The following is a 19,608-nucleotide window of genomic DNA, read 5'->3' as shown; positions in this document are numbered from 1 at the left end:
CTGTGCGTACGGCTGGTACGGCCACCACCGTAGGCACGCCGGCGCCGCCGCGTCCGGAGATCGCGGAGTCCGGCGCCGCGCCCTACGGGTGCTCGGCGGTCAGATAGCGCTGGAGGGTGGGGGCCAGCCAGGCGACGATCTCCTCGCGGGTGAGGTGGACAGCGGGCGGCAGGAACAGCACGTAGCGCAGCATGCCGATGCCCACCAGCTGGGAGCCGACCAGGGCGGCGCGGGCCGAGACCTCCTCCGGGACCGGGCAGACGGTCGCGAGCATCGGTCTGATCTGCTCCGTGAAGACGCCGCGCAGCCGCTCGGCGCCCGCCTCGTTGGTGACCGCGACGCGCACCATCCCGGTCAGCGTCTCGTCGTTCTCCCAGCGGTCGAGGAAGTGCCGGATCATCCTGGCGCCGAGTTCGTCGCGCGGTACGGCGGTCAGGTCCGGCAGCCGCAGATCGATCTCGGAGGCCGCGGCGAACAGGCCCGCCTTGTTGCCGTAGTAGCGCATCACCATCGACGGGTCGATGCCCGCGTCCTTGGCGATGGCGCGGATGGTGGCGCGTTCGTAGCCGTCGGCGGCGAAGCGGTCGCGGGCGGCGGCCAGGATCGCGGCGCGGGTGGCGTCGGAGCGGCGGGGGCGGTCGGCGCCGGGGCGCTCCGCGGCGGCGCCGGGGGCCGGCGGTGCGGCAGGGGCGCCGGACGGCTCGGCGCCCGCGTCGGTGTCCGGTGCGGAGGGGACGGTATCGGCCATGCCCACGACTGTAGGCCAACGGCTGTTGACCCGCCACCGTGGCGGGTCTACCGTTGCCAACAAGCGTTGACCAACAAGCGTTGGCATTTGGAGGCGGCCATGCAGCACCGCACACCCGACACCACCGGCGACCACACCCCCGCACCCACCGACCGGACCGCCGACGTCATCGTCGTCGGCGCCGGCCCCACCGGACTGCTGCTCGCCGGCGACCTCGCCGTCGCCGGCCTGCGCGTCACCCTCCTGGAGCGCCGCGCCCCCGGGATCAGCAACCTCACCCGTGCGATGGCCGTGCACGCCCGCACCCTCGAACAGCTCGACGCCCGCGACCTCGCCGACGAGCTCGTCGCGACCGGCCACCCGCTGGCGAACCTCCAGCTCTTCGCCGCCGCCGAGATGAAGCCGTCCCGGCTGCCCTCCCGCTTCCCGTTCGTACTGATCACGCCGCAGTACGAAGTGGAACGGCTCCTGGAGCGGCGCGCGCAGAAGGCCGGCGTCACCTTCCGGCACGGGGCCCGCGTGACCGGCCTCGACCAGGACGCCGACGGTGTCGACGTCCACGTACAGGAGGAGGGCGGGACCGCCGTGACGTACCGCGCGGCCTACCTCGTCGGCACGGACGGCGTGCGCAGCACCGTCCGCCGGGCCCTCGGCCTGCCCTTCCCCGGGCGGACCGTGGTGGACTCCGTCGTGCTCGCCGACGTACGGCTCGACGAGCGGCCCACCGTCCCGCTCCTCGCCAACGCCACCGACGACGCCTTCGCGCTCATCGGCGCCTTCGGCGACGGCTGGTACCGCGTCATCGGCTGGGACCAGCACCGCCAGGTCCCCGAGGACACCCCCGTCGAGCCCGACGAGATCCGCGAGTACATGCGCCTCGCGCTCGGCAGCGACTACGGCATGCACGATGTCCGCTGGACATCCCGCTTCCACAGCGACGAGCGCCAGGTCCCCCGGTACCGCGTCGGCCGCGCCTTCGTCGCCGGCGACGCCGCGCACGTCCACTCCCCGGCCGGCGGCCAGGGCATGAACACCGGGCTCCAGGACGCCGCCAACCTCAGCTGGAAGCTCGCCGCCGTACTGCGCGGCGACGCGCCCGACAGCCTGCTGGACAGCTACCACGCCGAACGCCACCCGGTCGGCAAGATGGTGCTGCGCAGCAGCGGCGCCGTCATCCGGCTGGCGCAGCTGCGCAGCAGGCCGCAGCGGATGCTGCGGGCGACGCTCGCCCGGCTGCTGAACTCGGTGCCGCCGCTCGCGGACCGGGCGATGATGACGATCAGCGGCGTGGGCATCGCGTACCCGGCCGGGCGCGGCGCCCACCCGCTCGCGGGCAAGCGCGCCCCCGACCTCCGGCTCGCCGGCGGCACCCGGCTGCACGAGGCACTGCGGGGCGGGGCGTTCGTGCTGGTCACGCCGGAGGACGAGAAGGTGCCGGGGGACGAGGAGGCGCCCGAGGCCGTGGGAGCGGCAGGGGCGGCGGACGTGCCCGCTCCCGGCCCCCGTCTCGTACGCGCCGCCTGGGACAGCGACCGGCGCACCGCGCTGCTCGTCCGCCCCGACGGCTACATCGCCTGGGCCACCGACGCCACCGACCCGGATGTACGCGCCGAGTCCTTGCGCTGCGCCCTCGTCCGCTGGACCGGCGCCGGCCGGGCCGCGGCCCGCACCGCCGCCCGGCCGTGACCACCACGTCCCCGCGCACCCGGTGCGCCGGCCGCGCGGCCCGTCCCCCGGCCATGAACGGGGGACGGGTCCGCGCCGTCCGCCGCGCCCGGCCGTCCCCGGGCCGGGCGCGCCGGACGCCTGCCGGGCCTGGCGGCCGGACCGGATCCCGCAGCTGCCCGGTCGCGCCGCCCGCCACCGAAGTCCGGTGCGGATACCACGTGATGGGAGGTGAAACCGTGCCCCGGGGAACCGCGGGATGCGCCGGTGTTCCGGATACGCCGCGGAATTCGAGGTGGGCCACCTGTTGTGCACCGACCGGCGAAAGCCGCGTTTTCCCGCTGTCCTCGCCGCTCACCGATCGGTGTTGCGCCCCCCGGTAGAAGGGGAATCTAAGGACCCACATGTCGCATGACAAGGGGCCCCGCCAGGGGATGTGACGCACCGTACGGTTTTTGGCCAGTGGTTCGCCCTTCACGCAGCACCGGCCCGCGGAGCATTTCCCTTTCCCGTCAACGCCCGCTTTCGGACATTCACCGGCGGACAGCTTCGGCCATTTCGCAAAGGCCGCGCCCGGGCGGTGGCGCCGGATCAGCCGATGATGTGCCGCAGATAGGCGCGCGGGTCGGTGAGATAGCGGCGCCAGTGGTCGACGAGGCCCAGCTCCTCCCAGGCCACCGAGCGCATGCCGTGCTCACCGACCTCGACTATCTCCGCGCCGGGCAGGGCCGTCAGCACCGGCGAATGCGTGGCACAGATGATCTGGGCGCCGCCGCGGCTCAGCTCCGCCAGCACGCCGACCAGCTCCAGGCAGGAGGTGAACGACAGCGCGGCCTCGGGCTCGTCGAGCACATACAGCCCCGGCTGCCGGAACTTCTCCCGGAAAGCCATCAAAAAGCCCTCGCCGTGGCTCATCAGCTCGGGCGCGCCCGACAGCCGCTCGCGGGCGAGCGCGTCCCATGCAGTCTCCGCACGCAGGAAGAATCCGCGCCGGCGCGTGCGCGGACCGCGCACCATGCGGCGGCCCGCGGCCGTCGGATCGAAGCGGATGGCGCAGCCCAGCTCGGACGGCGTACGGGAACTGGCGTACTTGTAACCGGCCGAGCCGCCGTACGAATCGAGGCCGAAGCCCTCCGCCAGGGCCTCGGCCAGCGTCGATTTGCCGGAGCCGTTCTCGCCCACGAGGAAGGTGACCGGCGCGCCGAATTTCAGCCCGTCCTCGGCCAACCGGCGCACGCACGGAACCGTCCAGGGCCAGCGGTCCCCGGTCCTTGCCACCGCTTCCTCGGACCGATCCACGTATGCACGTTCGATGAGCATGTCTCGAAGCTCTCACACGCCACTGACAACGGCCCCGCACCGGCCGCCCGCCGCAGGGTCCCTTTCCCTGGCCGCCCCCTCCCTACCCTGTGCTCATGCTGATCGCCCGCTCCGCCGCCCTCTTCGTCCTCGCCGCCCTCTTCGAGATCGGCGGCGCCTGGCTCGTGTGGCAGGGCGTGCGCGAACACCGCGGCTGGCTGTGGATCGGCGCGGGCGTGCTCGCCCTCGGCGCGTACGGCTTCGTCGCCACGCTCCAGCCGGACGCCGACTTCGGCCGCATCCTCGCCGCGTACGGGGGCGTCTTCGTCGCCGGTTCGCTGGCCTGGGGCATGGTCGCGGACGGCTACCGCCCGGACCGCTGGGACGTGGCCGGCGCGCTGGTCTGCCTGGCCGGGATGGCCTTGATCATGTACGCGCCGCGGGGGCGCTGACCGGGCCTATTCTGCGTACGTAGCACAAATGCCGCCCGCCGCGCCCGAGGAGCCGCCGCATGACCGCCGCACCCGACGTGCCCGCCGCCCGCACCCGTACCGCCGTCGTCACCGGAGCCAGCAGCGGCATCGGCGCCGCGACCGCCCGCCGGCTGGCCGCGGACGGCTACCGCGTCGTCCTCGCCGCCCGCCGCAAGGACCGCATCGAGGCGCTGGCCGCCGAACTGCCGGACGCCGAGGCGTACCGGCTCGATGTCACCGACCGCGCCGCGGTGGACGCCTTCGCCGCCGAACTCGACGCGCGCCACGACTCGGTGGACGTGCTGGTCAACAACGCCGGCGGGGCGCTGGGCGCGGACCCCGTCGCCACCGGGGACCCGGCCGACTGGCGCACGATGTACGAGGTCAACGTCCTCGGCGTGCTGAACGTGACGCAGGCCCTGCTGCCCGCCCTGACCGCCTCCGGCGACGGCACGGTGGTCGTCGTCTCCTCGACGGCGGGCCACGGCACCTACGAGGGCGGCGGTGGCTATGTCGCCGCCAAGCACGGCGCGCACGTCATCGCCGAGACGCTCCGGCTGGAGCTGTGCGGCGAGCCCGTGCGCGTCATCGAGGTCGCCCCCGGCATGGTGAAGACGGACGAGTTCGCCACCACCCGCTTCCGCGGCGACGCCGCCAAGGCGGCGAAGGTCTATGAGGGCGTGGCCGAACCGCTGACCGCCGACGACGTCGCCGACACCATCGGCTGGGCCGTCACCCGCCCCGCCCACGTGAACATCGACCTCCTCGTCGTACGCCCCCGCGCCCAGGCGGCCAACCACAAGGTGCACCGGGTGACGTGAGGCGTCCGCCGCCCCCGCCCGTACCGTTTCCCACGTCACCGCACGTGCGGGCTCGCGCCGCACGTGACCCCTCACTCGGGCCCCGCCCTGGAAAGCAGTGTCTATGCCCCGGCCGGCGCTGAGCGCGCCTCACCACCGCGCGGACGCATTCCGCCGCTGACGTTCACCGTCTCCGGCCGTCGTCCGCCCTGCCGGCACGGCCCGGCCGCACCCGCCTCCGGGCGGTGCCGCCCGCTGCCCGTACGACCGAGGCCGCTCGGCCTGCTCCCGCTGCCATTCCCAGACACATTCCGGCAAGGAGTCCCCGAGTGCTGTCCAACAGCTCCCACGGTTCCAGCAGTTCCCACCCGTCCCGCGGTTCCCGTCCGCTGCCGCGTACCGACACCTTCACCTGCGTACGGTGCGACCTGACCGTCACCACGCTCGGCCCCGACGGCAACCGCCGCAACCACTGCCCCAGTTGTCTGCACTCCCGGCATGTGCACGACGCCGTCGAAGGCGGCCCGTCCGAGTGCCGGGGCCGGATGTCGCCCATCGCCATCGCGGTGCTGCGCACCGGCGACTGGATGGTCGTCCACCGCTGCACCCGCTGCGACGAGCTGACCTCCAACCCGGTCTCGCCGGACGACAACCAGCTGATTCTGATGCGGATGGCGGTCCGGCCGCTGGCCTCGCCGCCGTTCCCGCTCGAAGCGTTCGGCGACCTGTAGGGCGGGGGCGACGACATGCCACGACGCAGCAATCCCGCACAGCGGCGCCGCGCCCAGCGGCCCAAGGACGTCCTGCACGGCCCCGGCGGCGCACCCGGAGACGCGTTCCGCTGCCTGGACTGCCGCCTGGAAGTGCCCCTGGCCGCACCGGGCACCGCCCACCGCAACCACTGCCCGCACTGCCTCACCAGCCGCCACGTGGACCGCCGCGTCCCGGGCGACCGGGCCGCGGACTGCGGCGGCCGGATGCGGGCACTGTGCCTGACCACCCGGCAGGACGGCGAATGGCTGCTGGTCCACCAGTGCCTGGCCTGCGGCGGGCTGAGCACCAACCGCACCGCGGGCGACGACAACGCGCTGGCCCTCGTACGCCTGGCCGTCCGCCCTCTGGCGGACACCAGCAGACCCGTACGGGCACTGCTCACCCTGTGAAACGCCAGGGCCCCGGACCGGCCGGAACCGGCCCGGGGCCCTGGCCCGGGGTGCGCGCGATCACCCCTTCACACACACCACCTGCTTGAGCTTGGCCACCACCTCGACCAGGTCCCGCTGCTGGTCGATGACCTTCTCGATGGGCTTATAGGCGCCGGGGATCTCGTCGACGACGCCGGAGTCCTTGCGGCACTCCACGCCCCGGGTCTGCTCCTCCAGGTCCCGCGTCGAGAAGCGCTTCTTCGCGGCGTTGCGGCTCATCTTCCGGCCGGCGCCGTGCGAGGCGGAGTTGAAGGACGCCGGGTTGCCGAGGCCCTTGACGATGTAGGAGCCGGTGCCCATCGAGCCGGGGATGATGCCGTACTCGCCGCTCCCGGCGCGGATCGCGCCCTTGCGGGTGACCAGCAGGTCCATGCCGTCGTACCGCTCCTCCGCCACATAGTTGTGGTGGCAGGAGATCACCGGCTCGAACGTCGGCTTCGCCTTCCTGAACTCCTTGCGGACGACGTCCTGGAAGAGCGCCATCATGATCGCGCGGTTGTGCTTGGCGTACTCCTGCGCCCAGAAGAGGTCGTTGCGGTAGTCCGCCATCTGCGGGGTGTCCGCGATGAAGACGGCGAGGTCGCGGTCGACCAGGCCCTGGTTGTGCGGCAGGTCCCGGGCCCGGCCGATGTGGAAGTCGGCCAGCTCCTTGCCGATGTTGCGGGAGCCGGAGTGCAGCATCAGCCACACCGAGCCGGTCTCGTCGAGACAGAACTCGATGAAGTGGTTGCCGCCGCCGAGCGAACCCATCTGCTTGACGGCACGGTCCTGCCGGAACCTGACCGCTTCCGCGACCCCGTCGAAGCGGGCCCAGAAGTCGTCCCATCCGCTCGTCGCCAGGCCGTGCAGCCGGCCCGGGTCCACCGGGTCGTCGTGCATGGCCCGGCCGACCGGGATGGCCTCCTCGATCTTCGAGCGGAGGCGGGAGAGGTCGCCGGGAAGATCGTTGGCGGTGAGGGAGGTCTTCACGGCGCTCATGCCGCAGCCGATGTCCACGCCGACGGCGGCCGGGCAGACCGCTCCGTGCATGGCGATCACCGACCCGACCGTCGCACCCTTGCCGTAATGCACGTCCGGCATCACGGCCAGGCCCTTGATCCATGGCAGGGTGGCCACGTTGTGCAGCTGCTGCATGGCCACGCCCTCGACCGTGGACGGGTCCGTCCACATCCGGATCGGAACCTTGGCTCCGGGCACTTCGGTGTACGACATAACTTCCCCATTCCCCCGAAAAACAATAAATAGCAAAAGCCGGACAAGAAGCCTGATCAAGGACAGGGAACCGGCGTATGCGGCAGAACGTGCGGTAGACATTGTGTCCATCCGCCGTCGGGCCGAGGCAACCAGATTTCCTACGGAAGGAGCCGGTCAGGTGCAGCGAAGGTCGTTCGTACCGGGCGCCGCACTGGCGACCGCGGCAGCGCTGGCCGCCACGCTCACCTCCTGCACCGGCGGCTCCGGTTCCGGCGGCGGCGCCACCGACACCAAGGGCGGCGACACGGCCGCCACCACGCAGTCCGCCGAACCGGGCAAATACCGCACGCTCCCCGAACCCTGCGGCCTGCCGTCCAGGAACACACTGCGCCGGCTGCTGCCGCCCGGCGGCGAGGAGAGCCCGCAGGACGCCGAGAAGGTCTACGCGGGCACCGCCGACATCACGTACGACACGGACCGGCGCGTCGGCTGCCGCTGGAAGCGCGAGGCCCCGGACGGCACCCGCCACCTCAGCCTCGACTTCGAGCGGGTCGTCTCCTACGACCCCGCGGTCAGCGACGACGACAAGGCGCAGAACGTCTACGCGAAGAAGGAGCTGGCCGCCGAGCTGCCGGCCGGCACGGGCAGCGCGAAGCCCACCCCCACCCCCAGCGCCAAGGACAAGGGCGGGGACGGCAAGCCCGGCACCGACGGGGACGGCCAGGGCACCGGCAAGGTCACCGACGGCGGCAAGGCGTCCCCCGCCCCCACCGGCTCCCCGTCCGGCTCGCCGAGCACGGACCCGAGCGCGTCACCCGGCTCCCCCGTCGCCCCGCGCGTCCTGGACGGCCTCGCCGACGCCGCCTTCCTCAACGACAAGCTGATCACCGCGGACAGCGGTGTGCACCGCGATGTGTCGATCGTCTTCCGCTCCTCGAATGTGATCGTGACCATCACCTACGACCGGTGGTCGGCCGACAAGGCGGCGCTGCCGGACAGCAAGGACCTCCAGGACAAGGCCCAGGCGCTGGCCCAGGAGCTGGCGGACCGCTTCAACGATTAAGCGAATCGTCCGGTTTGTCCGGCGAGTAACGTCACGAATCGCCCTCCGGCCGTCCTGTGCCGCGTACCGTGTGCCCCCGAGCCCCCCGCGCGGCAACGCCGCCGCGCGCCCCGAAGGACGTACCGCACCCGGCCCGCGCCCGGACCGTGCGCGGTGCCCGACGGCGTCCCACCGACGCGCCGAACGACGACGAACAGCGAAGGAACCATGCACCGTTCAGCCAAGCGACTCGCCAGCCTCCTCGCCTGCGCAGCCGTACCGGTGATGCTCGTCGCCGGCTGCTCCTCCGACGACTCCGGCAAGAAGAAGGACGAAGGCGGCAGCACGGCGCCCAAGAGCTCCGCGCCGAGCAAGGGCGGCAGCGCCTCGCCCAGCGTCACGCCCGCCAAGATGAAGAAGCTGCCCAGCCCCTGCCAGTCCGTGTCCAAGGACACGCTCAAGAAGCTGGTGCCCAAGACCAAGAACGAGAACGGCGAGCAGGGCAAGTCCTCCGACGCCATGGCCCGCGGCTACTGCGCCTGGAAGAGCTCCGACGAGCAGGGCGTGGACGGCACCCAGTACCGCTGGCTGGACGTCGGCTTCCAGCGCTACGACTCCGACCCGACCCTGGGCAGCGGCGAGAAGCGCGCCACCGACTTCTACAAGAAGCAGACCGACGCGGCCAAGGCCACCCAGGGCGCCAAGAACGTGAAGTCCGGCGCGGTCGAGGGCACCGGCGACGAGTCGATGTGGGTCACCTACGACCTGAAGAAGGAGGACGACGACTTCAAGAACCAGACGCTGATCGCCCGCACCGCGAACGTCGTCGTCACCGTCAACTACAACGGCGCGGGCCTGGCCGGTGCCGACGCCCCCGACCCGAGCGACCTCCTCAAGCTCGCCAAGGGCGCCACCCAGGAGGCCGTCGCCTCGGTCGCCAAGGCCAACCAGTAGCGCGACGCCCCTCCCCGGTCCCGGCCGGACGGATGTGCCAGGCTGAGCCGCCACAGTCAGCCGACCGACCGGGGAGGGATCGCGGGTGCCCGCGACACACGCGACGCGATTGAGCCGTACCCACCGCATCCTGATCGGCGTGGTCGTCGCCGGCGCGGTCCTCATCGCGGCCATCGGCTTCGCCGGCTCCTACACGGCCGTCCGCGACCTCGCCGAACGCAAGGGCTTCGGCGCCTTCTCCGCCGTCTTCCCCATCGGCATCGACGCGGGGATCGTGGTGCTGCTGGCCCTGGACCTCCTGCTGACCTGGACCCGCATCCCGTTCCCGCTGCTGCGCCAGACCGCCTGGCTGCTGACCGCCGCCACCATCGCCTTCAACGGCGCCGCGGCCTGGCCGGACCCGCTGGGCGTCGGTATGCACGCGGTGATCCCGGTGCTGTTCGTGGTCGCCGTCGAGGCCGCCCGGCACGCCGTCGGCCGGATCGCGGACCTCACCGCCGACAAGCACATGGAAGGCGTCCGGCTCGCCCGCTGGCTGCTGGCGTTCCCGTCGACCTTCCGGCTCTGGCGCCGGATGAAGCTGTGGGAGCTGCGCTCGTACGACGAGGTGATCAAGCTGGAGCAGGACCGGCTGGTCTACCGGACGCGGCTGCGGGCCCGGTACGGGCGGGCCTGGCGGCGGCGGGCGCCGGTCGAGGCGCTGATGCCGCTGCGGCTGGCGCGGTACGGGGTGCCGCTGGCGGAGACGGGTGCGGCGGGACTGGCGGCGGCGGGGATATCGGTGCCTGCGCCGGCCGCCGCGGTGGGGGCGCGCGATGCGGGTACGCGCGCTTCCGCCGCCGTACGGGAAGGTACGCGAACTCCCACCGCCATTACGGAAGCGCCCGCCCCGGGAGCCCCGGCCGCACCCGGGCCGACCGTACTGGACCGGCCGCCGACGCCGGAGACGGCACCGGAACCCGCGCCAGGAGCCACGCCGGAACCGGAGGCAGCGCCGGCCCCGGAAACGGCCCGCACCCCGGCCCCGCAGCCCGCTCCCACGCCCGAAACCACCCCAGAAGAAGCCCCCACCGAGCACCCGCCCCACGACTCCCGCCTCACCGTCCCCGTCGGCCCCGGCCGTAAGCGGCCGCTGGGTGGGACCGCCGGGCCGCTGCCCGTTCCCGAACCGCGCAGCGCCCCGGCTGAGCCCGTACCCGAGCCCGAGCCGGAACCGGCGGAATTCGCGCCCGACGACCTCGGCCCCGGCCCCGCCCCCACCGCCCTCCCCGACGACATCCCGCGCGAAGAGGCGTATTACGGCGCCTTCCGCCAGTACGTCGCCGAGAAGAACGACTTCCCCGACCCCCGGCAGTTCGCCCGCTATCTCCAGAACATGTACGGCGTCACCGGACGCGAGGGCGGCCCGCTCAGCGAGAACTACCTGCGGTCGTTCGTGCGTGAATTCCGGCAGCGGTTCCGGGAGGAGATGGAGACCGCCGAGCACATTCCGTAGGAACGCGCGGACGGTGCCGGGTCAGGGGCGCCGCAGGGGCCGGCGGCCCGGGGGCTGGTCCGGTTCGGGGCGGGTGGCCAGTTCGGGGATGTCGCGTTTCTGGGGGCTCTTCTCGGAGACGGTGAGCGGTTCGCCGTAGTGCCTTATTTCCAGCGGCGCGCCTTCGGCCAGCGTGTACGTCGCGACCGTGCCGGTGATCTCCACGCGCAGCCGCCGCCCCAGCACCTGCACCGAGAACGCCATCCGGCTGAGCTTCTCGGGGAGGCGGGGCGCGAAGGACAGCGACCGGCCGGTGTGCCGCATGCCGCCGAACCCGGCGACGAGGGCGATCCACGTACCGGCGAGGGACGCGGTGTGCAGGCCGTCGCGGGTGTTGTTCTCCAGGTCCTGGAGGTCCATCAGCGCCGCTTCGCCCAAGTAGTCGTAGGCCAGGCGCAGATGGCCCACCTCGGCGGCCACGACGGCCTGGCAGCAGGCGGACAGGGACGAGTCCCGTACGGTCAGCGGCTCGTAGTACGCGAAGTTGCGCGCCTTGTGCTCCGCGTCGAAGCAGTCGTCGCGCTTGTACATGGCGAGCACGAGGTCGGCCTGTTTGACGACCTGTTTGCGGTAGAGGTCGAAGTAGGGGAAGTGCAGCATGAGGGGGTACTGGTCGGGGCGCGTGCCGGCGAAGTCCCAGACCTGGTGGGTGGTGAAGCCGGCCGACTGCTCGTGCACCCGCAGGTTCTTGTTGTACGGCACGGCCACCGCCTCGGCCGCGTCCCGCCACGACGCGCTCTCCTCGTCGTCCACGCCCAGCTCACGGGCTTCGCGCGGATGGCGTTCGACCACGTCGGCGGCGGCCCGCAGGTTCGCCTGGGCCATCAGGTTGGTGTAGACGTTGTCGTCCGCGACGGCGCTGTACTCGTCCGGCCCGGTGACGCCGTCGATGTGGAACGTGCCGTGGTGGTCGTGCTGGCCCAGCGAGTGCCACAGCCGGGCCGTCTGCACCAGGATCGGTACGGCGGTCTCCCGCTCGAACTCCTCGTCGCCGGTGGCGCACACGTAGCGCACGACCGCGTCCGCGATGTCGGCGTTGACGTGGAACGCGGCCGTACCGGCGGGCCAGTAGGCGGAGCACTCCGAGCCCTCGATCGTCCGCCAGGGGAACGCCGCGCCGCGCAGGCCGAGTTGGGCCGCCCGCTCGCAGGCGGCGGGCAGGGTGTCCTGCCGCCAGCGCAGCGCCTCGGCGACGGCCTCCGGTGAGGTGTACGTGAGCATCGGCAGGACGAAGGTCTCGCTGTCCCAGAACGTGTGGCCGTCGTATCCGGAGCCGGTCAGGCCCTTCGCCGGGATGGCGCGCTGCTCGGCCCGCGCGCCCGCCTGGAGGACGTGGAAGAGCGCGAAGCGCACCGCCTGCTGGATCTCCGCGTCGCCGTCGACCTCGACGTCCGCGCGGCTCCAGAAGTCGTCCAGGTACGCGCGCTGTTCGTCGACCAGCCCCTGCCAGCCGGTGCTGCGGGCCCCGGCGAGCGCCGCGTCCACCTGGTCGCGTACGGCGGGCAGCGACCGCGCGCCGGACCATCCGTACGCCACCGTCTTCTCCACGCGCAGCCGCTGGCCCTCCCGCAGCCGCGAGGTGACCGTGAAGCGGGCCACGTCGTCGCCGCTCTCACCGTCGGTGCGGGTGGCGCCCTCGGGCCCCTCCACGATGTGGTCGGCCGCTGCGGCGACCCGCAGGCCGCTGCGGCGGGTGCGGTGCACCAGCCGCAGGCGCGCGTCCCGGGCGAAGTGCTCCTCCGGCACCAGCGGGTTGTGCAGCGCCGAGGAGACCCGGGGGTCGCCGCCCGCCTCGGGCAGTTGCTCATTGGTGACGAGTTCGGACTGCACCACGACCCGGACCTCGGAGTCCAGCGGCTCGACCTCGTAGGCGACGGCGGCGATGGCCCGCTGCGCGAAGGAGACCAGACGGGTGGAGGTCACCCGTACGGTGCAGCCGGCCGGCGAGGTCCATTCGCAGGTGCGGCGCAGCACCCCGGCGCGCAGGTCCAGCACCCGCTCGTGGCAGCGCAGCCGCCCGTAGCGCAGGTCGAACGGCTCGTCGTTGACCAGCAGCCGGATCAGCTTGCCGTTGGTGACGTTGATGACGGTCTGGCCGGATTCGGGATAGCCGTAGCCGGCCTCGGCGTACGGCAGCGGGCGCAGCTCGTGGACGCCGTTGAGGTAGGTGCCGGGCAGGCCGTGCGGCTCGCCCTCGTCGAGGTTGCCGCGCCAGCCGATGTGCCCGTTGGACAGCGCGAAGACGGACTCGCTCTGCGGCAGCACGTCCAGGTTGAGGTCGGTTTCGCGCAGCAGCCAGGGTTCGCAGGAGTACGAGCGGTGGGTGATCATGCCTGACCGTCCTCCTTCAGCAGCTCGGCGAGGTCCTCGACGACGACGTCGGCTCCGTGCCGCCGCAGCGCCTCGGCCTGGCCGACCCGGTCGACGCCGATGACGTACCCGAAACGGCCGGCCCGCCCGGCGTCCATACCGGCCAGGGCGTCCTCGTAGACGGCCGCCTGCGTGGCGGGGACGCCCAGCTCCTTGGCCGCCTCCAGGAAGGTGTCCGGGTGCGGTTTGCCCGGCAGCTTACGCTCGGCGGCCACGTTCCCGTCGATCCGTACGTCGAAGAGGTCCGCCATGTGCACCGACTCCAGGACCTCGCGGCAGTTGGCGCTGGAGGAGACGACGGCGGTGGCCAGGCCCCGGTCGCGTACGGCGTCGACGTAGCGGCGGGAGCCCTCGTACGCCTCGGCGCCCACCTCGCGGAGCTTCTTCAGCAGCAGGTTGTTCTTGCGGTTGCCCAGCCCGTGCACGGTCTCGCGGTCCGGCGGATCGTCGGGCGCGCCCTCGGGGAGCTCGATGCCGCGGGAGGCCAGGAAGGTGCGGACGCCGTCGGCGCGCGGGCGGCCGTCCACGTACTCGTCGTAGTCGTCGACCGGGTCGAAGGGGGTGAACCCGGGGCCGTCCCGGTGGCGCAGGAAGTCGTCGAAGGTCTCCTTCCAGGCGGCCGTGTGGACGACGGCGGTCTTGGTCAGGACGCCGTCGAGGTCGAACAGACAGGCCCGGACCGTGTCCGGCAGGCCGAGTGGGGTCAGCGAATCCGTCATGGGGGACGAGTCCCCGCCCGGTGTTCTCCGTATGTCTGTTCCGGTCATTTCCCGCCCGGAACGCGGCGGGTAACGGTCGGGCGGTGGGGCCTACGCGTCCGAGTCCGCCCGCTTGCGGCGCTTCTTGTCCGCGTCCTCCCACCAGAGCAGGCCCAGCCCGGCCGCGGCCATGGCGACGTAGACCGGCGTCGGAAGATCGAACCAGTGCGGCAGGATGCCCCAGCCCCGGCCGTCCGTGAAGGTCCGGCCCAGCGCGCCCATCGCACCCTGGATCACGATGATGATGCCGATGATTCCTCGCATGGGACCACCCTCACGCGAGCGGCCCCGGGGATCGTCGTCCCCGGGGCCGAACCCGGTCTCCATCGAAAGTCGCAGCGGCGCGGGGCGCGCCTCATCCCCCTGCGCGCGCCTCCGAAGGACCGTACACGCCGGTGCCGGGCCTCACGCCCCCAGCAGCTTGCGCACCCGGTCCGCGCCGACCGCGAGCAGCAGGGTGGGCAGCCGCGGGCCGGTGTCACGGCCGACGAGGAGGTTGTACAGCAGCGCGAAGAACGCGCGCTGGGCGACCTTCAGCTCCGGCGTCGGCTTGGCCTCCGGCGTCAGGCCCGCCTGGATCTTCGGGACGCCGTAGACGAGCGTCGTCAGGCCGTCCAGCGACCAGTGCTCGTCCAGGCCGTCCAGCAGCAGGCGCAGCGACTCGCGGCCCTGCTCGTCCAGCGAGCCGAGCAGCTCGGTGTCCGGCTCCTCGCGCACGATGGTGCGCTGGTCGGCCGGGACCTGAGTGTTGATCCAGTACTCCGCGCGGTCCAGCCGGGGGCGGGTCTCGTCCAGGGACGTGACCGGGTTCGCCGGATCCAGCTCGCCGAGGATGCGCAGGGTCTGCTCGTCGTGCCCGCCGGTGATGTCGACCACCGAGGCGAGGGTGCGGTACGGCAGCGGGTGCGGGGTGCGGGGCAGCTCACCGGCGGCCGTGCGGACCGCGCGGGAGTGCGCGGCCGCGTCGGCGGGCAGCACCGAGCCGTCGGCGACCTTGGACTCCAGCTTGTCCCACTCGTCGTAGAGCCGCTGGATCTCCTGGTCGAAGGCGATCTTGAACGCCTGGTTGGGCTTGCGGCGGGCGTACAGCCAGCGCAGCAGCGGCGCCTCCATGATCTTCAGCGCGTCGCCCGGGGTGGGCACGCCGCCCTTGGAGGAGGACATCTTGGCCATGCCGCTGATGCCCACGAAGGCGTACATCGGGCCGATCGGCTGCGCGCCGCCGAAGACCTCGCGCACGATCTGCCCGCCGACCACGAAGGACGAGCCCGGCGAGGAGTGGTCCACACCGGACGGCTCGAAGATCACGCCTTCGTACGCCCAGCGCATCGGCCAGTCGACCTTCCAGACCAGCTTGCCGTGGTCGAACTCCTTCAGGAGCACGGTCTCGGCGTGGCCGCAGGCGGTGCAGGTGTAGGCCAGCTCGGTGGTCTCGTCGTCGTAGGACGTGACCTGGGTCAGGTCCTTGCCGCAGGCCGTGCAGTACGGCTTGTACGGGAAGTACTCGGCGCCGGCGGAGCTGCCGTCGTCCTCGCCGGCCGCGCCGGAGCCCTCCGCCGCCGCCAGCTCGGCCTCGTCGACCGGCTTCTGCTGCTTCTGGGGCTGCTTCTTCTTCGGCTCGCCGGTCGCCTTGTCCTTGGTGCGGTAGCGGTCCAGGACGGCGTCGATCTCGGTGCGGTGGCGCATCGCGTGCAGGATCTGCTCGCGGTACGCGCCGGAGGTGTACTGCTCGGTCTGGCTGATGCCGCGGTACTCCACGCCCAGCTCGGCGAGCGCCTCCTCCATGGCGGCCTTGAAGTGCGCGGCCCAGTTCGGGTACGCGGAGCCGGCCGGGGCCGGGACCGAGGTCAGCGGCTTGCCGATGTGCTCGGCCCAGGACTCGTCGATGCCCGGGACACCGGCCGGAACCTTGCGGTACCGGTCGTAGTCGTCCCAGGAGATGATGTGCACGCATTCATGACCGCGGCGGCGGATCTCGTCGGCGACCAGGTGCGGCGTCATGACCTCGCGCAGATTGCCGAGGTGGATCGGGCCGGAAGGGCTGAGGCCCGAGGCGCAGACGATCGGTTTGCCGGGGGCGCGGCGCTCCGCCTCGGCAATGACCTCGTCGGCGTACCTGGAGACCCAGTCGGTCTCGGTGCTCTGCTGAGCCACGATCGGCCCTTCCTCTTCTCACCACTCGACAGCCTGACGGCCCCATTCTCCCAGACGGAGCCGGAGCCGGATTCTCCCTGTGGAAAACCGATGGAACCGCCATGGGATACTCGGTGGCAAACCCTTTCCACTTCAACGGAACGGCCTTCATTCCATGACTTCGGTCCCTTCCCTCGCAGCCACGGTCAACCAGTGCGTCGCGGACGCCCTCTCGGCAGCCCTGCCGGAGGCCGGCGCCGCCGACCCGCTGCTGCGACGAAGCGACCGGGCCGACTTCCAGGCCAACGCGATGCTCGCGCTGGCCAAGAAGCTGGGGGGCAACCCGCGCGAGCTGGCCTCGAAGGTCGTCGCACAGCTCCCCACCGGTGATGTGATCAAGGAGATCGAGGTCTCCGGCCCCGGCTTCCTGAACATCACCCTCGCCGACGAGGCGATCGTGCGGACGCTGGCCGCCCGCGCCGCCGACGACCGCCTGGGCGTGCCGTACGCCGAGCGCGCCGGCACCACGGTCATCGACTACGCCCAGCCGAACGTCGCCAAGGAGATGCACGTCGGCCATCTGCGCTCCGCCGTGATCGGCGCCGCGATGGTCGAGATCCTGGAGTTCACCGGCGAGAAGGTGGTCCGCCGCCACCACATCGGCGACTGGGGCACCCAGTTCGGCATGCTCATCCAGTACCTGATCGAGCACCCGCACGAGCTCGACCACAAGAGCGACGACGCCTCCGCCGAGACCTCCGGCGAAGAGGCCATGTCCAACCTGAACCGCCTCTACAAGGCGTCCCGCGCCCTGTTCGACTCCGACCCGGAGTTCAAGGAGCGCGCGCGCCGCCGCGTGGTGGACCTCCAGGCCGGCGACGAGGAGACGCTCGCCCTGTGGCAGCGCTTCGTCGACGAGTCGAAGGTCTACTTCTACTCCGTCTTCGACAAGCTGGACATGGAGATCCGGGACGCGGACGTGGTCGGCGAGTCCGGCTACAACGCCATGCTGGAGGAGACCTGCCGGCTGCTGGAGGAATCCGGCGTCGCGGTCCGCTCCGACGGCGCGCTCTGCGTCTTCTTCGACGACGTCAAGGGCCCGGACGGCAACCCCACCCCGCTGATCGTCCAGAAGTCCGACGGCGGCTACGGCTACGCGGCCACCGACCTGTCCGCCATCCGCGACCGGGTCGGCAACCTCGGCGCGACCACCCTGCTGTACGTGGTCGACGCCCGCCAGTCGCTGCACTTCAAGATGGTCTTCGAGACCGCCCGCCGGGCCGGCTGGCTGGGCGAGGACGTCCAGCCCGTACAGCTCGCCTTCGGCACCGTGCTCGGCAAGGACGGCAAGCCGTTCAAGACCCGCGAGGGCGAGACGGTGCGGCTGGTGGACCTGCTCGACGAGGCCGTGGAGCGGGCGACCGCCGTGGTGCGGGAGAAGGGCGAGAACATCGGCCTGACCGAGCGGGAGATCGTCGAGAACGGTCAGCAGGTCGGCATCGGCGCGGTGAAGTACGCGGACCTGTCCACCTCGGCCGCCCGCGACTACAAGTTCGACCTGGACCAGATGGTCTCGCTCAACGGGGACACCAGCGTCTACATCCAGTACGCCTACGCCCGTATCCGGTCCATCTTCCGCAACGCCGGGGACGCCACGCCCAAGGCCCACCCGGAACTGGCGCTGGCCCCCGCCGAGCGCGCGCTGGGCCTGCACCTGGACCAGTTCGCGGAGACCGTGCACGAGGCCGCGGCCGGCCACGAGCCCCACAAGCTGGCCGCGTACCTGTACCACCTCGCCTCTCTCTACACGACCTTCTACGACCAGTGCCTGGTCCTGAAGGCCGAGGGCGGCCCCGACCAGGTCGAGAACCGCCTGTTCCTGTGCGAGCTGACGGCACGCACGCTGCACCGCGGCATGGCGCTGCTGGGCATCCGGACGCCCGAGCGGCTCTGAGGCCCGCCATACGCATACGGGAAGGCCCCGCCGGAACCGACCGTTCCGGTGGGGCCTTCCCCTTGCCCTTGCTCCTGCCCTTGGCCTTGCCCGCCCGTACTCAGTACTCGGCGGGCTCCCATACGTTCTGGTCGTGCCGGTAGTGGTAGGCCGCCCGCCCCTTCACCGCGCTCGCACGGAACGGCCTGCCGTGGTTGTCCAGACGCAGCGTGCCGCGCCGGCCGCCGCTGCTCCACTCCAGCTCCAGGTACCAGCTCACGTCGTTCGCCTCGGTGTGCGCGTCGACGTAGATCATCTGTGGGTCGGACACCGAGACCTTGAACGGGAAGTCGGTCGCCGGGATCTTCCGGTCCCCCTGCTCCCCGGCCACCGGCCGCATCAGCGGCTGCGGCGCGTCCAGCCCGACATCGAACGACGCCGGGGTGAGCCCGCCGCCGCAGCCGTTGCCCATGGAGAACGCGGAACCCGGCGCCGCGGGCATGCGCGCGGTGGTCCGTACGTTCAGCGAGTGCAGAACGACGGCCTCCTCCCCCATGCCCTGCACGGCCAGCGAAATCCGCAGGTGACCGCCGGGCACCGCGCCCAGCGCGTTCGCCCAGCCGCGCGAGCCCGGGTCGGCGGGCGGCGGGGGCACCTCGGCGGGCGGCTTGTCGAGCAGGTACCAGCGGTCGCAGGGGTAGTCCCAGTTGTTCATACGGACGTCGACGGTGAGCGGGGTGCCGTCGCTTCGCCTGCGTCCCTTGGCCGAGCCCTTGTCGCCGTCGGTACGGGCGCCGGAGGTGGCGGCGCTCGGGCTCGGGGTGGCCGAGGGGCTGCCCTGCGTCGGCTCGCCGCTCGTACGGGCGGAGGCGGTGGCGGAGGGCGAACCGGACGTGCCACCGCCGGTGGCCGGGCCGCGCCCGCCCTGGCCGGGGCGCTCGGCCACACGCGCGCGGGTCGTACCCGTACCGTCCGGGCCGGAGGAGGCCACGGCGACGGCTACGGGGACGGCTAGGGCGACCACGGCTGCGGCGGCTATGGCCAGGCGGAGTTTGGGGGTGGGTTTGGGGGTGGGTTCTTGGTTGGTGGGGGTCGGCTTTACGGGCGTCGGCTCCGGGAGCACCGGAACGGCGGGTTCCGGCGCAACGGCCCCCACCACGGAACCGGCCCCCGCCGTCCACCTCCCCCGCCCCGCATCCGCCAGAATCCACCGGCGGTGCAGCTCGACCAGTTCCTCCGGTTTCGCGCCGCACACCCGGGCCAGCCGCTCCACGGGCGCGTAATCCGTCGGCACCGCGTCGCCGTTGCAGTAGCGGTGCAGCGTGGACGTACTCATGTGCAGGCGTTTGGCCAGGGCCCCGTAGCTGAGCCCTGACCTCGTCTTCAGCGTGCGCAGCAGCGCCGCGAAGCCGTCCGTGTCCGATGCCCTTCCCACTGTTCCCCCCTCTTGCCCCATCCCACGACCGCGTTCCAGGGAACCCCCATTCCCCCTGGTCAGCG

17 protein-coding genes are annotated in these 19,608 nt (G+C 72.1%); 9 read left to right on the top strand and 8 right to left on the bottom strand.

The window, feature by feature from the left end; genetic code table 11:
* Nucleotides 1-82: 82 nt before the first annotated feature.
* Nucleotides 83-748, bottom strand: coding sequence for a TetR family transcriptional regulator (locus ADK86_RS10305; RefSeq protein WP_420718834.1), 666 nt, complete (start codon nucleotides 746-748; stop codon nucleotides 83-85).
* Nucleotides 749-847: 99 nt separating this feature from the next.
* On the opposite strand from ADK86_RS10305, the gene ADK86_RS10300 reads away from it, so the two are divergent.
* On the top strand, nucleotides 848-2,434 hold the full coding sequence (locus ADK86_RS10300) for an FAD-dependent monooxygenase (protein ID WP_053696289.1): 1,587 nt from the start codon (nucleotides 848-850) through the stop codon (nucleotides 2,432-2,434).
* Nucleotides 2,435-3,004: 570 nt separating this feature from the next.
* Here the strand turns inward: ADK86_RS10300 and ADK86_RS10295 are convergent.
* Complete coding sequence (locus ADK86_RS10295; RefSeq protein ID WP_053696288.1) at nucleotides 3,005-3,733, bottom strand: AAA family ATPase; 729 nt, start codon at nucleotides 3,731-3,733, stop codon at nucleotides 3,005-3,007.
* Nucleotides 3,734-3,828: 95 nt separating this feature from the next.
* Between ADK86_RS10295 and ADK86_RS10290 the strand changes: the two genes are divergently transcribed.
* The 4 genes from ADK86_RS10290 to ADK86_RS10275 all read left to right on the top strand — a co-directional run bounded on the left by ADK86_RS10290 (nucleotide 3,829) and on the right by ADK86_RS10275 (nucleotide 6,148).
* On the top strand, nucleotides 3,829-4,164 hold the full coding sequence (locus ADK86_RS10290; RefSeq protein WP_030636364.1) for a YnfA family protein: 336 nt from the start codon (nucleotides 3,829-3,831) through the stop codon (nucleotides 4,162-4,164).
* Between the two features lie 59 nt (nucleotides 4,165-4,223).
* Complete coding sequence (locus ADK86_RS10285) at nucleotides 4,224-5,006, top strand: SDR family NAD(P)-dependent oxidoreductase (RefSeq protein WP_053696287.1); 783 nt, start codon at nucleotides 4,224-4,226, stop codon at nucleotides 5,004-5,006.
* A gap of 368 nt (nucleotides 5,007-5,374) precedes the next feature.
* The gene (locus ADK86_RS10280; protein WP_078951977.1) at nucleotides 5,375-5,716 is read left to right on the top strand and encodes an RNHCP domain-containing protein; all 342 of its coding nucleotides are present in this window, start codon (nucleotides 5,375-5,377) and stop codon (nucleotides 5,714-5,716) included.
* 15 nt (nucleotides 5,717-5,731) lie between these two features.
* Nucleotides 5,732-6,148, top strand: a complete 417-nt coding sequence (locus ADK86_RS10275) for an RNHCP domain-containing protein (RefSeq protein ID WP_053696286.1) — start codon at nucleotides 5,732-5,734, stop codon at nucleotides 6,146-6,148.
* Nucleotides 6,149-6,208: 60 nt separating this feature from the next.
* On the opposite strand, the gene ADK86_RS10270 is transcribed toward ADK86_RS10275, so the two are convergent.
* On the bottom strand, nucleotides 6,209-7,402 hold the full coding sequence (locus ADK86_RS10270; protein ID WP_053696285.1) for an RtcB family protein: 1,194 nt from the start codon (nucleotides 7,400-7,402) through the stop codon (nucleotides 6,209-6,211).
* Between the two features lie 160 nt (nucleotides 7,403-7,562).
* Here ADK86_RS10270 and ADK86_RS10265 point away from each other — a divergent pair, with 160 nt between their 5' ends.
* From ADK86_RS10265 to ADK86_RS10255, 3 genes are all read left to right on the top strand, one after another.
* Entirely contained in the window at nucleotides 7,563-8,447 is an 885-nt protein-coding gene (locus ADK86_RS10265; RefSeq protein ID WP_053696284.1) for a hypothetical protein, read from the top strand.
* A 207-nt stretch (nucleotides 8,448-8,654) separates the two neighbouring features.
* Nucleotides 8,655-9,380, top strand: coding sequence for a DUF3558 domain-containing protein (locus ADK86_RS10260; RefSeq protein WP_053696283.1), 726 nt, complete (start codon nucleotides 8,655-8,657; stop codon nucleotides 9,378-9,380).
* An 85-nt stretch (nucleotides 9,381-9,465) separates the two neighbouring features.
* Entirely contained in the window at nucleotides 9,466-10,875 is a 1,410-nt protein-coding gene (locus ADK86_RS10255; RefSeq protein ID WP_234345792.1) for a DUF2637 domain-containing protein, read from the top strand.
* 21 nt (nucleotides 10,876-10,896) lie between these two features.
* Here ADK86_RS10255 and ADK86_RS10250 read toward each other — a convergent pair whose 3' ends face one another.
* From ADK86_RS10250 to lysS, 4 genes are all read right to left on the bottom strand, one after another.
* The gene (locus ADK86_RS10250) at nucleotides 10,897-13,245 is read right to left on the bottom strand and encodes a glycoside hydrolase family 65 protein (RefSeq protein WP_053696281.1); all 2,349 of its coding nucleotides are present in this window, start codon (nucleotides 13,243-13,245) and stop codon (nucleotides 10,897-10,899) included.
* On the bottom strand, nucleotides 13,242-14,003 hold the full coding sequence (locus ADK86_RS10245) for an HAD family hydrolase (RefSeq protein ID WP_078951971.1): 762 nt from the start codon (nucleotides 14,001-14,003) through the stop codon (nucleotides 13,242-13,244). Before ADK86_RS10245 ends, ADK86_RS10250 begins: the two co-directional genes overlap by 4 nt.
* 90 nt (nucleotides 14,004-14,093) lie before the next feature.
* Nucleotides 14,094-14,306, bottom strand: coding sequence for a hypothetical protein (locus tag ADK86_RS10240; protein WP_053696324.1), 213 nt, complete (start codon nucleotides 14,304-14,306; stop codon nucleotides 14,094-14,096).
* A 141-nt stretch (nucleotides 14,307-14,447) separates the two neighbouring features.
* Nucleotides 14,448-16,196 carry a lysine--tRNA ligase gene (lysS, locus tag ADK86_RS10235; protein WP_053696280.1) on the bottom strand — a complete coding sequence of 583 codons (1,749 nt, stop codon included), beginning with the start codon at nucleotides 16,194-16,196 and terminating at the stop codon, nucleotides 14,448-14,450.
* A 154-nt stretch (nucleotides 16,197-16,350) separates the two neighbouring features.
* Here lysS and argS point away from each other — a divergent pair, with 154 nt between their 5' ends.
* Complete coding sequence (gene argS / locus ADK86_RS10230) at nucleotides 16,351-18,129, top strand: arginine--tRNA ligase (RefSeq protein ID WP_053696279.1); 1,779 nt, start codon at nucleotides 16,351-16,353, stop codon at nucleotides 18,127-18,129.
* A gap of 100 nt (nucleotides 18,130-18,229) precedes the next feature.
* Here argS and ADK86_RS10225 read toward each other — a convergent pair whose 3' ends face one another.
* Nucleotides 18,230-19,543 carry a helix-turn-helix transcriptional regulator gene (locus ADK86_RS10225; RefSeq protein ID WP_324611380.1) on the bottom strand — a complete coding sequence of 438 codons (1,314 nt, stop codon included), beginning with the start codon at nucleotides 19,541-19,543 and terminating at the stop codon, nucleotides 18,230-18,232.
* Nucleotides 19,544-19,608: the final 65 nt, after the last annotated feature.

It is taken from the genome of Streptomyces sp. NRRL F-5755, assembly GCF_001279365.1.
GTDB lineage: Bacteria > Actinomycetota > Actinomycetes > Streptomycetales > Streptomycetaceae > Streptomyces > Streptomyces rimosus.
The sequence above is the reverse complement of the archived record's forward strand: the minus strand, read 5'-3'. Positions and strand labels throughout refer to the sequence as shown.